General features: G+C 70.8%; 12 protein-coding genes. 8 read left to right on the top strand and 4 right to left on the bottom strand.

The features are described 5' to 3' along the window. Positions 1-5: 5 nt before the first annotated feature. From IE066_RS11620 to IE066_RS11610, 3 genes are all read left to right on the top strand, one after another. Positions 6-785, top strand: a complete 780-nt coding sequence (locus tag IE066_RS11620) for an SEL1-like repeat protein (RefSeq protein WP_189450033.1) — start codon at positions 6-8, stop codon at positions 783-785. 182 nt (positions 786-967) lie between these two features. Next, positions 968-1687: a sel1 repeat family protein gene (locus IE066_RS11615; RefSeq protein WP_189450031.1), complete on the top strand. Its 720-nt coding sequence runs from the start codon at positions 968-970 to the stop codon at positions 1685-1687. 29 nt (positions 1688-1716) lie between these two features. Continuing rightward, on the top strand, positions 1717-2352 hold the full coding sequence (locus IE066_RS11610; RefSeq protein ID WP_189450028.1) for a thymidine kinase: 636 nt from the start codon (positions 1717-1719) through the stop codon (positions 2350-2352). Between the two features lie 33 nt (positions 2353-2385). Here the strand turns inward: IE066_RS11610 and IE066_RS11605 are convergent, their stop codons facing one another. The 3 genes from IE066_RS11605 to mutM all read right to left on the bottom strand — a co-directional run bounded on the left by IE066_RS11605 (position 2386) and on the right by mutM (position 6729). Beyond that, positions 2386-5226 (bottom strand): serine/threonine-protein kinase, encoded by a 2841-nt coding sequence (locus IE066_RS11605; RefSeq protein ID WP_189450025.1) that lies wholly within the window; start codon positions 5224-5226, stop codon positions 2386-2388. 22 nt (positions 5227-5248) lie between these two features. Further along, positions 5249-5824, bottom strand: coding sequence for an ECF-type sigma factor (locus IE066_RS11600; protein WP_189450023.1), 576 nt, complete (start codon positions 5822-5824; stop codon positions 5249-5251). Positions 5825-5916: 92 nt separating this feature from the next. Then, positions 5917-6729 (bottom strand): bifunctional DNA-formamidopyrimidine glycosylase/DNA-(apurinic or apyrimidinic site) lyase, encoded by an 813-nt coding sequence (gene mutM, locus IE066_RS11595; RefSeq protein ID WP_189450020.1) that lies wholly within the window; start codon positions 6727-6729, stop codon positions 5917-5919. Positions 6730-6939: 210 nt separating this feature from the next. Here mutM and IE066_RS11590 point away from each other — a divergent pair, with 210 nt between their 5' ends. Genes IE066_RS11590 through IE066_RS11580 form a run of 3 tightly spaced genes read left to right on the top strand, consistent with a single transcriptional unit; the run spans position 6940 to position 9376 of the window. Further along, a complete protein-coding gene (locus IE066_RS11590; protein WP_189450018.1) occupies positions 6940-8145 on the top strand; it encodes a DesA family fatty acid desaturase in 1206 nt (401 codons plus the stop codon). Position 8146: 1 nt separating this feature from the next. After that, positions 8147-8506, top strand: coding sequence for an EF-hand domain-containing protein (locus tag IE066_RS11585; RefSeq protein WP_189450016.1), 360 nt, complete (start codon positions 8147-8149; stop codon positions 8504-8506). Next, on the top strand, positions 8507-9376 hold the full coding sequence (locus IE066_RS11580) for a pseudouridine synthase (protein ID WP_189450014.1): 870 nt from the start codon (positions 8507-8509) through the stop codon (positions 9374-9376). Between the two features lie 382 nt (positions 9377-9758). On the opposite strand, the gene IE066_RS11575 is transcribed toward IE066_RS11580, so the two are convergent. After that, positions 9759-10445, bottom strand: a complete 687-nt coding sequence (locus IE066_RS11575; RefSeq protein WP_189450011.1) for a glutathione binding-like protein — start codon at positions 10443-10445, stop codon at positions 9759-9761. A 151-nt stretch (positions 10446-10596) separates the two neighbouring features. Here IE066_RS11575 and IE066_RS11570 point away from each other — a divergent pair, with 151 nt between their 5' ends. After that, a complete protein-coding gene (locus IE066_RS11570) occupies positions 10597-11955 on the top strand; it encodes an erythromycin esterase family protein (RefSeq protein ID WP_189450008.1) in 1359 nt (452 codons plus the stop codon). A gap of 43 nt (positions 11956-11998) precedes the next feature. Further along, positions 11999-12562, top strand: a complete 564-nt coding sequence (locus IE066_RS11565; protein WP_189450006.1) for a diguanylate cyclase — start codon at positions 11999-12001, stop codon at positions 12560-12562. The last annotated feature ends 34 nt before the right edge of the window (positions 12563-12596 follow it).

Below are 12596 nucleotides of genomic sequence, written 5' to 3'. Positions count from 1 at the left end.
CCCGGATGAAGCGCTTCGTGCTGCCGCTGTTGCTGCTCTCGCTTGCTGGCCCGGTCGCAGCGGGAGAGCCATTGCCTCCGGACCCGCTGGAAGACCGATCGATGGTCCGTGCGGGGTTCCTCAGCAACCATCCCGACTGGGAATACCGGCTGATCGGCTACGAAGCCTATCGGCAGGGCCGCCATGACGACGCGTTCGCCGCGTTCCGCCGCGCCGGCTTCTTCGCGGACAAGCTGTCGCAGGCGATGATCGCGGAGATGTACTGGAGCGGCACCGGCGTGCAGCGAGATCGCGCGCTCGCCTACGCCTGGATGGATCTCGCGGCCGAGCGGGGCTACGCGAGCTTCCTACGGTTGCGTGAGCGCTATTGGCGCCGACTCGACGCGGCCGAGCGCCAGCGGGCGCTGGACGAAGGGCAGGCGATCTACGCGCAGTTCGGCGATGCCGTGGCGAAGCCGCGCCAGGAGCGCCTGCTGCGTATGGCGCTGCGCAGCGTTGTAGGCAGCCGCACCGGCTTCGGCGGCAATGGCCAGACACTGGTAATCGCCCAGTCGGGCGGCATCGACAGTACTGTCGATAACACGAAGTTCTATGACCGCCAGTACTGGGAACCAAAACAGTACTGGCAGTATCAAGACCTCGTGCAGCGCGACATCCGCACCGGTTACGGCAGCGCGGGCGAACTCGAGCAGCACGCGGCATCGGACGCCACCAATGCACTGATCGCGACGGACGGCGACAGCGTCGACGAGCCCGCACCGCCGGTCGAAGAACGACCGCGCTGAAGCCCTGCGCGGCACGACGTTATCCGCCATTCCGATGCTGAACGGCCGCCTTCATAGGCCATCGGTTGGCTGGTGACGTCGCTGCCGGCCTCCTATCCTGCGCGCCTCTCAAAACCATGCAGGATGCTCCCATGCTGTTCCGTCTCGTTGCGACCACCTTGTCCCTGGCACTAGGCTTGGGCATGGCGTCCGGCGCCGCCTTCGCCGCCGACACGTCGAAGGACGCACCGAAGGACGCGCGCTCGCTCGAGTTCGAGATGATGCTTCGCGGCCATCCAGACTTGGAGTACCGCAAGTACGGCATGGAGGCCTACGCCCGCAAGGACTACGAACGCGCGATGACGTTGTTCCGTCGCGCCGCGTACTTCGGCGACAAGCCGTCGCAGGGAATGATCGCGGAGATGTACGCCGGCGGTCACGGCGTCACGCGGGACATGGCGCTGGCCTATGCGTGGATGGATCTCGCCTCGGAGCGCGGCTACAAGGATTTCGTCATCCGTCGCGAACGCTACTGGGCGCGGATGAGCGAGGCCGAGCGCGCCCGCTCGCTGGAGGAAGGCAAGGCGATCTACGCGGAATACGGCGATGCCGCCGCCAAGCCGCGTTTCGCGCTGCAGCTGCGCCGCGAATCGCGACAGGGCGTGGGTAGCCGCACCGGTTTCGCAGGAAACGCGCGCATCACCATTCCGAGCGCGTTCGGCGACCAGTCCGTCGACGCCACGCAACTGCGTAGCGTCAGCTACTGGGATCCGGAGAAGTACTGGAAGCTGCAGGACGCGATGTGGAGGAACCCGGGCGGCAAGGTGGAAGCGGGCGACCTCGAGGACGTGCGCGCCACGCAGGCCGCGCCGTCGGCGACGAAGACCGACGAGCCGGCCGCACCGGAGTCGGAGCCGCGCTGAGCCGCGTGCGCAGTCGTTAAACTGCGCGCATGGCGAAGCTGTACTTCTACTACTCGGCGATGAACGCCGGGAAGACCACCACGCTGTTGCAGTCGGCGCATAACTACGCCGAGCGCGGCATGCGCACCTACGTGCTCACGCCCGCGCTCGACGATCGCGCCGGGCGCGGCGTGGTGTCCTCGCGCATCGGACTGTCGGCGCAGGCGCAGGCGTTCTCGCGCAGCGACGACCTGGAAGGCTGTGTCCAGCGCGACATCGCCGCGCACGGGCCGCTGCACTGCGTGCTGGTCGACGAATCGCAGTTCCTGACCAAGGCGCAGGTCTGGCAGCTCACCGAGGTCGTCGACCGGCTGCGCATTCCGGTGCTGTGCTACGGCCTGCGCACCGATTTCCGCGGCGAGCTGTTCGAAGGTTCGCAGTACCTGCTGGCTTGGGCCGACGAGATCGACGAGATCAAGACGATCTGCCACACCGGCAAGAAGGCGACGATGACCGTGCGCGTCGACGAACACGGCCGCGCGGTGCAGGACGGGCCTCAGGTGGAGATCGGCGGCAACGAGCGCTACGTGTCGGTCTCGCGCGCGCAGTTCAAGACGGTGATGCGCGGCGAGGGCACCATCGAGCCAATGCAGGTGCCGCTGCCGCTGGAGCGCCGCGAGGGCTGAGCCGCGCCGTCGCGGCAGAACGGTTTTTCGCGCCTACTCGCGCATCGCCATGCGCAGGCCGGCGCGCCGGCACTGCTGGTCCAGCCGTTCCAGCTCGCGCAGCACCACGCTGCCGTCGGGCTGCGCACCGCCCACCGCCTCGACCAGTTGCGACAGATGCCGCGCGGCCCGCGAACGTGGCGCGCCCTGGCAGCGGATCGCGTCGGCATAGGCGGCTGCACGCCAGGCGATCGGTTCGGGCCGTGTCGAGCCGCGACCCGAGGCGGCGATGACATCGAGGACGCGCAGCGCGACGGTATCGCCGCGGGCGGCCTGCGCCCGTGCGAGCGACAGCTGCGCCAGCCGCGTGCGCATGTCCGTCGGGCCGTAGCCGAGGCGCAGGAAATGCAGCGCGCGGGTGAGCTCGGGCAGTGCGCGCGGGTCGCTGCGTTCGGCATCGAGCTCGCCGAGCAGGCGGTCGACGTCGGCCACCGATGCATCCGCCGCGCCATGCCGGTCGACACGCAGCTGCCGCGCCTGCGTGAGCAGCGTGCGCGCGTCCTCGTGGAGGCCGTCCTCCTGCAGCACCTGCGCCTGCAGCGCGAAGGCGGCGGCGATGGCGTCGGTATCGCCGCGCTGTCGGTCGATCGCCAGCGCGGCATCCAGCGCCGACAGGGCCGCGGCGCGACGCCCGAGTTCCCATTCCACCCGCGCCAGCGCGAGGTTGCTGTCGCGCAGCACCAGGCTCGACGCCGGCAGGCGCGCGACCAGCTGCGCGTGGCGCATGCGCAGCGGCAGCGCTGCATCGCGATAGCGCGACTGCTCGATCAGGACCTCGGCAAGTTCGCGGCGCACCGCGAGGGTCACCGGATGCTGCGCGCCGTGCACGTCCTGGGCGACGGCGAGCGTATCCAGCAAGGCGCGCTCGGCGCGGCCGGGGTGGCCGAGCCGGCGCTCGACGGTGGCGATCTGGCGGCCGATGTCGACCTGCAGCGGATGGCGCGGGCCGACCTCGGCATCGAGCCGCGCGCGCGCCGCGCGATAGGTGCCGAGCGCCGCGTCCGATTCACCCTGGTCGACCTGCAGCGAGGCGAGGTCGAGTCGGCTCTCGATCTCCGCCACCGCCGCGCCCGGCGCGTTGACCGACTGGCGCAGCACCAGCGCGCGGGCGAACAGCGCCCGCGCCTCGCGCAGCTCGCCGAGCGCGCGTTCGCAGCGGCCCAGCTGCGACAGGAACTCGGCGGCGGGCGTCGGCAACGCCGCCTGCCGGCGCTCGGCCAGCGGCAGCAGCGGGCGCATGCCGGCGACGCAGCCGCGCGCGTCGCCGGTGCGTCGCAGCACGTCGCCCCGCAGCGCGCCGGCCTCGAGTTGCAGGCCGTCCGGCACGGTGTCCTGCGCGTCGAGCAGCCGGCGCTGGCGTTCGAGCACCGCGAGCGCCTGCGAGTAGTCGCCCAGGCCCATGCGCAGCCGCGCGACCAGACCCAGCAGCTCGGCCTGCGCGACCGGCTCGCGCGCGAGTTCGCGGTCGCCGCGTTCGACGGCGGCATCGAGCAGCGCGCGCAGGTCGACCGCGCGCGCGTCTCGCGTCTCGGCGGCCTTCTCGAAGACGCTGGCGATGAAGTCGCGCATGGCCTGCGCGCGGCGTGCCTCGTCCACCGCCTCGCGGCTCTGCTGCCAGGTCACGCCCACCGCGACGGCGATGAAGACCAGCGCGGCCGCGGTGCCGGCCAGCGCCCAGCGGTGACGGCGCAGGTACTTGCGCGCCAGGTACAGCAGGCCCTGCGGCCGCGCCAGCACCGGCCGCCCGGCGAGGTGGCGTGCGAGGTCCTCGGCTAGCGCTTCGACCGACGGATAGCGCTGCTCGGGCTGCTTGCACAGCGCGCGCATCACGATGTTGTCGAGGTCGCCCATCAGCCGGCGCGCGCGGCGGCGCAACTGCTGGCGCTCCAGGCCCGTCAGCGCCTCGGCGTCGCGCAGCAGGCGCTGCGAGGGCCGCATCGGGTCGTGGCTGAGGATGGCCTCTTCCCATTCCGCGTCGCTCTGACGCTTGAGGCGGTAGGGCTTGCTGCCGGTCAGCAGCTCGTAGAGCACCACGCCGAGCGAGTACACGTCGGTCATGGTGGTGACCGGCGCGCCGCGGATCTGCTCGGGCGCCGCGTAGTGCAGGGTGAACGCGCGCGCGCCGGTACGGGTGTGGTCCATGCGCGGCGCGGCGCCGTCGAGCAGTTTCGCGATGCCGAAGTCGAGCAGTCGCACCTGCCCGTCCTGCGTGACCAGGATGTTCGACGGCTTGAGGTCGCAGTGCACCACGAGGTTGGCGTGCGCATGGCTCACTGCCGCGCAGACCTGCCGGAACATGCGCAGCCGGGCGTCCAGCGGCACGTCCAGGCGCTGCCAGTAGCGGGTGATGGGCTCGCCCTCGACGTACTCGAGCGCGAGATACGGCAGGCCCTCGGGGCTGACGCCGGCGTCGAGCAGGCCGGCGATGTGCGGATGCGCGAGGCGCGCGAGGATCTGCCGCTCGCGCGCGAAGCGCAGGCGCAGGTTCTCGTCGGTCAGGCCCGGCCGCAGCAGCTTGAGCGCGACGCGGCGCTGGTACAGCCCGTCGGCGCGTGACGCGCGCCAGACCTGCCCCATGCCGCCCTCGCCCAGCAGCGTTTCCAGCCGGTACGGGCCGACCTCGCTGCCTTCGCGCAGCAGCGCCTTGGGCACGACGATGGGCTCGGCGAGGAAGTCGTCGCGACCGTCCTCGAGCGCGAGCATGCGCGCGAGTTCGGCGGCGAGCTCGGCGTCGTCGCCGGCGATCGCGTGCAGGCGTTCGTCGCGCGCGGGCGGGTCGAGGTCGAGCAGTTCGTCGAGGTGCGGCGACAGCCGCAGCCAGCGTTCGGCGTCCATGGTCACCGACCGCGCATGGCGATCAGGCGGCCTGCTCGTCGCCTTCGAGGCTCGCGAGCAGGAACAGGCGCGCCTTCTGCCAGTCGCGGCGGATCGAGCGCTCCGAACGCTCCTGCAGGGCGGCGATCTCCAGCTCCGACAGGCCGCCGAAGTAGCGCAGTTCGACCACCTGCGCCAGGCGCGGGTCGACCGCGGCGAGCTTGTCCAGCGCGCCGTCGAGCGCGAGCAGGTCCTCGTCCAGCCGGATCGCGCCCTCGCCGTCCTCGGGGATCGACGTCACGCGCTCCAGCCCGCCGCCGCGCTTCTGCGCCAGCCGCTGGCGCACGTGGTCGACCACGACGCTGCGCATCGCGGTGGCGGCATAGGCGAAGAAGTGCGCGCGGTCGCCGAACTGCGCGCCGTGGCTGCCGATCAGCTTGAGGTAGGCCTCGTGCACGAGCGCGGTGGCGTCGAGCGTCTGCTCCTGCTGGCCGGCCAGCTGGCGCCGGGCCATCGCGTGCAGTTCCTCGTACAGCGTGCCGAGCACGCGGTCGAGCGCCTCGCGGTTACCGTCGCGCGCGGCGTCCAGCCAGTTGGTGATGTCCGCGCTGTCGCTCATCGGCGTCCCGTCCTCACGGTGCGACTATACCCCTGCAGGCTGCACCGGGCTTGGGCCGGAGGGCATGGTCGGACCCGCCGTTGGACCGGCGGTCAGCGCTGGCAGGCCGGGCACCACACGCTCGCCCGCTGGCCGATGGTGGACAGCCGCAATGCGCGGCCGCAGGCACGGCAGGGTTCGCCGTCGCGCCCGTAAACCGACAACTCCTGCTCGAAGTAGCCGGGTGCGCCATCGGGGCTGATGAAGTCGCGCAGCGTGGTGCCTCCGCGGGTGATGGCATAGCCGAGGATGGCCTTCACCGCCTCGGCCAGCCGGCGGTAGCGCTCGCGCGAAACCTTGCCGGCCTCGCGCAGCGGCGCGATGCCGGCCATGAACAGCGCCTCGGCCGCGTAGATGTTGCCGACGCCGACCACCACCGCCTGGTCCATCAGGAAGGTCTTCACCGGCGCGCGGCGGCCGCGCGAGAGGCGGTAGAGGTAGTCGCCATCGAAGGCGTCCGACAGCGGCTCGGGGCCGAGGCCCGCCAGCAGCTCGTGCGTCTCGCCGACCGGCTGCCACAGCAGGCAGCCGAAGCGGCGCGGGTCGTTGAAGCGCAGGACGCGGCCGGTATCGAGCGCGAGGTCGACATGGTCGTGCGCGCGCAGCGGCGTGTCGGCCGGCAGCACGCGCAGGCTGCCCGACATGCCCAGGTGCAGCAGCGCACTTCCGACGGCGGTGTCGAGCAGCAGGTATTTGGCGCGACGGCGCACCGCGTCGATGCGCTGGCCGGGCAGCGCGTTCGACACCTGCGGCGGGATCGGCCAGCGCAGGTCGGGCCGACGCAGCACCACACCGGTCACGCGGCGGCCCTCGACATGCGGCGCGAGGCCGCGGCGGGTGGTTTCGACTTCAGGCAGTTCGGGCATCGGGTCGGCCGTTGGTCAGTGCACGGAACGTGGTGGCAGTCGCGTTTCCGGACAAGCGGCGGCCGCCTTCACGCGATGGCGAGCCCGGCCCGTGCATGAACCGCGCACCCGTCGATGCTTCCGCGCGCCCAGATGCGCGATAGCCGATGGCATGATGCCGGTGCCGCGCGTGCGGCTCGGCGTGCGCGCCGCTTTCACCCGGAGTACTCGATGTCCGCTTCGCTCACCGATTTCCTCGCCGGCGGCCTGCTGCAGCTCGGCTGGGGATCGATGCTCGTCTACCTGCTGGTGGCGACGCAGATCACCATCTTCACCGTCACCCTCTACCTGCACCGCTCGCAGGCGCACCGCGCGGTGGACTTCCACCCGGTGCTGGCGCACTTCTTCCGCTTCTGGTGCTGGCTGACCACCTCGATGATCACGCGCGAATGGGCGGCGATCCATCGCAAGCACCACGCCAAGTGCGAGACCGAGGACGACCCGCACAGCCCGCAGTTCAAGGGCATCAGCACCGTGTTCTGGCGCGGCGTCGAGCTCTACCGCGCCGCTCGCGCCGAGCGCGAGGACATCGAGAAGTACGGCAAGGGCTGCCCGGACGACTGGATCGAGCGAAAGCTCTACACGCCGTACGCCACGATGGGGCCGACCATCCTGCTGTTCCTGAGCTTCGCGCTGTTCGGCTTCAAGGGCGTCGCCGTGTGGGCGATCCAGATGGCGTGGATCCCGTTCTGGGCCGCGGGCGTCGTCAACGGCCTCGGCCACTGGTGGGGCTACCGCAACTTCGAGACCACCGACACCGCGACCAACCTCACCCCGTGGGGCGTGTGGATCGGCGGCGAGGAGCTGCACAACAACCACCACGCCTTCCCGTCCAGCGCAAAGTTCGCGCTGCGTCGTTGGGAGTTCGACATCGGCTGGGCGGCGATCAAGGCGCTCGAGGCGCTGCGCCTCGCCAAGGTGCTGCGCGTGGCGCCCACCCTCGACGTGCGCCCGAACATCGCCATGCCCGACGGCGAGACGCTGAAGGCGCTGCTCGCGATCCGCTTCCAGGCCATGACCGACTACTACCGCACGGTCACGCTGCCAGCGCTGCGCGAGGAAGCGGCGGCGATGAACGCCAAGGCCAGCCAGCTGCTGCCGTCCAAGCTGCGCAAGGGCCTGGCCGATGGCGGCCGCTGGCTCGACGAGGACAAGAAGGCGCGTCTCGCCGCGTTCCTCGCCGAACGTCCGAAGCTCGCCACCGTCGCCGAGTACCGCGCGCGCCTGGCGCAGGTGCTGGACGAGCGCTCCAGCGATGCCAAGGCCACGCTGGCCCGCCTGCACGCTTGGTGCCAGGAGGCCGAGGCCAGCGGCATCGCCTCGCTGCAGCAGTTCTCGGCCCGCATGAAGGGTTATGCGCTGGCGCCGGCGCACTGACATGCGCCGGGCGATCCGCCACCTCGGGGCCGCGCTGATCTGCGCGGCCCCGTCGTTTGCGGGCGCGGCGCTCGCGGCCGGGCCGGTCACCTCCAGCGGCGACTATCTCGCGCGCATGGATACCGACGGCGACGGCCGCGTCTCGCTGCCCGAGTTCCAGGCATGGATGGGCTATGCCTTCGAGCGCATGGACGTCGACCGCGACGGCGTCGTGTCCGCCGCCGAGCTGCCCGGTGGCCGCGGCAAGCCGATCTCGCTGGCCGAGCATCGCGCCGCGCTGGCGGCCACGTTCGCCCGGCAGGATCGCGACCGCGACGGCTATCTCGACCGTCGCGAACTCGCGGCCCCGCCGCAGCGCTGAGTGGCCGCGTTCCGCCCGCCGGCCCTCGATGGCGTCGGCGCGAGCCGCGTGCAGCTGCGGCCGGGCGACGGGGCCACCTATCTCGACGCGCTCTGCGCGCGCTTTCCGAGCGTCGATCGCGCCACGTGGGCTTCGCGCTTCTCGCGCGGACGCGTGCTGGGCGGCAACGGGCACGCACTCGACGCGCAGGCACGTCTGCATACCGGCGGCGAGGTCTTCTACTACCGCGAGGTGATCGACGAGCCGTCTTGCGCCGGCTTGGAAACGCTGCTGCACGTGGACGACGACATCGCCGTCGTCGACAAGCCGCACGGACTCGCCGTGATACCGGCGGGCGGCTTCGTGCGCGATACGTTGCTGGCGCGGCTGGTGCGCCGGCTCGGCATCGACGACATCGCGCCGCTGCACCGGATCGATCGCGATACGGCGGGGCTGGTGCTGTTCTCGCTGCGTGCGCGTTCGCGCGATGCGTATGCGGCGCTGTTTCGCGAGCGGCGCATCCGCAAGCGCTACGAGGCGCTGGCAGGGCCGTTGCCGGGGGTCGCTTTTCCGGTGATCCGCGAGAGCCGGCTGGTGCGCGGCGAGCCGTTTCCCGCGATGCGGGAGATGGAGGGTGTCGCGAATGCCATCAGCGTGGTCGATGTGATCGAGCGGGGCGATGGCGTTTGGCGGTATGCGCTGGAGCCGGTGACGGGGCGGAAGCACCAGCTGCGGGTGCATATGGCGGGATTGGGGTCGCCGATCGTGGGGGATCGGTTGTATGGCGGAGCCTGTTCGGATGGGCCGTTGAAGCTGGTAGCGAAGGCGGTGGAGTTCGAGGATCCGCTGGATGGGGCGCGGCGGGTGTTTACGAGCGCGTTCGAACTCTGAGCGAATTGTGCCGCGGCTTGGTGCTTGATTGCTGCGAGGTCGAAAGGCAACGGCGTTTCGCGCGCTGACGCGCCCGAGTCACTTTCTTTGCTGGTGCAAAGAAAGTAACCAAAGAAAGCACCCTCCCCGATCAGATCTACAGCTCGCGATCGGATGCGACGCAGGGATTCGCACACTCGCCATCCTGGCTCGGGTGCGAACGGCGGCCATCCATGGCCGCCGCCCTTCGGGTCTTACGATTGCCGACGGCTCGCGTGTTGCGTGTTACGTGCCGCGCGCCCGTCGCTGCGCGAAGACATGAGAGCTTTGCCTGCAGTCGCAGTCGCAGTCGCAGTCGCAGTCGCAGTGCGATGCGGCGATAGGTGTCGCGACGCCGCCGCGACTACTTCGCCGGCGTCCCGAACAGCACGCGGCGTTCCTCGTCGGTCATGGGCTTGGCGTAGGCGGCGCTCGCATCGGCGTAGACCTTCCTGGTCGCCTCGCGCTCGCCGATCTGCGCGAACCAGCGCTTGAGGTGGGGCGTGTCGTCGAGGTTCTGCTTGTGCGCCTCGTGCGGGACGATCCACGGGTAGATGGCCATGTCGGCGATCGTGTACTCGCTGCCGGCCACGTACTCGCGATCGGCCAGGCGCTTGTCGAGCACGCCGTAGAGGCGGGCGGTCTCGCGGGTGTAGCGGTCGATCGCGTAGGGCACCTTCTCCGGTGCGTACACGTTGAAGTGGCCGTTCTGGCCGGCCATCGGGCCGAGGCCGCCCATCTGCCAGAACAGCCACTGCAGGACCTCCGCGCGGCCGCGCACGTCGGCGGGGATGAAGCGGCCGGTCTTGTCGGCGAGGTAGAGCAGGATCGCGCCGGACTCGAACAGCGAAAGCGGGTCGCCGCCGTCGGCAGGTGCATGGTCGACGATCGCGGGGATGCGGTTGTTCGGCGCTATGGCGAGGAACTCTGGCCTGAACTGCTCGCCCGCGCGGATGTCGACGGGGATGATTCGGTACTCGAGGCCCACCTCCTCGAGCAGCAGCCGCGGCTTGTAGCCGTTGGGCGTGGCCCAGTAGTACAGGTCGATCATGTCCGGCTCCGTGCATGGGGAAAACGCGATGCTAGGCCGCGCGCCGGAGCCGGGCGTGGTGTCCGCGCGCACGCAGCGTTGCGACGGCCGCTGCTTGATGCTCCGCAGACCCGCGCGGCGCTAGCGTCGATGCCTTCCGGAGTGCGAGGCCATGCAACGAGAAAGCGGCATTTCCCCGTCGCGCGGCGCGCTGCGCGGCGATGCACGCAGCCACGACGGCCTGCCGGCGCGCATCCGCGACGCCATCGAGCCGTTGCCGGACATCGACGATTCCGCCTTCGCCGAGGCCTTCGACCGCTATGCCGACTGTCGCGTGGTGCTGCTGGGGGAAGCCAGCCACGGCACGTCCGAGTTCTATCGGGCGCGCGCGGCGATCACGAAGCGGCTGGTGGAACGCCACGGCTTCCGCATCGTCGCGGTGGAGGCCGACTGGCCGGATGCGGCGGTGATCGACCGCCACGTGCGCCACCGCGAGCCCAATGCCGACGCACCACCCCCGTTCACCCGCTTCCCCACCTGGATGTGGCGCAACGCCGAGGCGGCGGCGCTGTTCCGCTGGCTGCGGCAGTTCAACGCGGCTCGCGCGGCGGACGATCGCGCCGGCTTCCACGGGCTCGACCTCTACAGCCTCAACACCTCGGTCCGCGCGGTGATCGACTACCTCGACGACGTCGACCCCGATACCGCGGCGATCGCACGCCAGCGCTACGGCTGCCTGATGCCGTGGATGAAGGACCCCGCGCACTACGGCCTGGCCGCGCTCACGCACGAGCACGTGCGCTGCGAGGAGAGCGTGCTGGCGATGCTGCGCGAGATGCTCGACCGTCGCGTCGAATTCGCGCGCCGCGACGGCGCAGACGGTTTCGAGGCCGAGCAGAACGCGCGGCTGGTGGCCAACGCCGAGAACTACTACCGCGCGATGTACCGCGGTGCCACCGAATCCTGGAACGTGCGCGACTCGCACATGTTCGAGACGCTGCTGCAGCTGCTGCGAAACGAAGGTGGCGCGTCGCGCGCGGTGGTCTGGGCGCACAACTCGCACATCGGCGATGCCCGCCACACCGAGATGGGCAGCGAGCGCGGCGAGCTCAACCTCGGCCAGCTCTGCCGCGAGCATTTCGGCGACGAGGCGGCGCTGATCGGCTTCGGCACGCACAGCGGCACCGTCGCCGCCGCGAACGACTGGGATGCCCCGATGCGGGTGATGGACGTGAGGCCGTCGATGGCGGGCAGCGTCGAGCGGCAGTTCCTCGACGCCGGCGAGCCGCGTGGCGTGCTGCACCTGCGCGATGCCGACCCCGAGCTGCGCGCCGAGCTGCTCGCCGAGCGGCTGGAGCGCTTCATCGGCGTGATCTACCGGCCCGACACCGAGCGTTGGAGCCATTACGCCGAGGTCTCGCTGGCGCGGCAGTTCGATGCCTACGTCTGGTTCGAGACCACGCGCGCCGTCGAGGCGCTGGATGGCCCGCACAGCGGCGGCGTGCCGGAGACCTATCCTTTCGGCCTGTGACCCGCACCCGCCGATCACCGGCCGCGTCGGATGCTGCGCGTCGATGGACGACGTACTTCCCGCTTCGCTGTTGTGGACGCTGCTCGGCGCGGTGATCTACCCGCTGTGGCTGGCCGCGGGCGTGGCCGACGTGCTGGTGCACTGGCGCGATCGCATCGAGTGCCGCGCCGGCACGCGCGAGTCGGCCATGCACCTGCTGATGTGCCTGCAGATGGGCGTGCCGGTGCTCGCAGTGCTGTTCCTCGAGGTCACCGCGCCGGTGTTCCTGCTCTCCACCGCGCTGGTCGCGCTGCATGGCTGGACGTCCTGGCGCGATTCGCGCTTCGCCGACAGCGTGCGGCGCATTGGCCCGACCGAGCAGAAGATCCACGTGGCGCTCGATGCGGTGCCGTGGTTCGGCCTCGCGCTGATCGCGCTGCTGCATCGCGACGCGTTGGTGCCGCTGCTGCAGGCCGGTCCGGCCGACTGGTCGGTGCGCTGGCGCGAGCCGCCGTTCGCGCGGGCGACCATCATCACGGTGCTGCTCACGTCGGCCGTGTTCGGGGTGTTGCCTTCCGCGCTCGAACTGGCGCGCGCGTGGCGTACGGTGCGACGCGCCGCGCTGTGAGGCCCGGCGGCGCTGCGGCACACTGGGGCGTCCC

This window comes from Cognatilysobacter xinjiangensis, assembly GCF_014651995.1.
In the GTDB taxonomy this organism is placed as follows: Bacteria; Pseudomonadota; Gammaproteobacteria; order Xanthomonadales; family Xanthomonadaceae; genus Cognatilysobacter; species Cognatilysobacter xinjiangensis.
The sequence above is the reverse complement of the archived record's forward strand: the minus strand, read 5'-3'. Positions and strand labels throughout refer to the sequence as shown.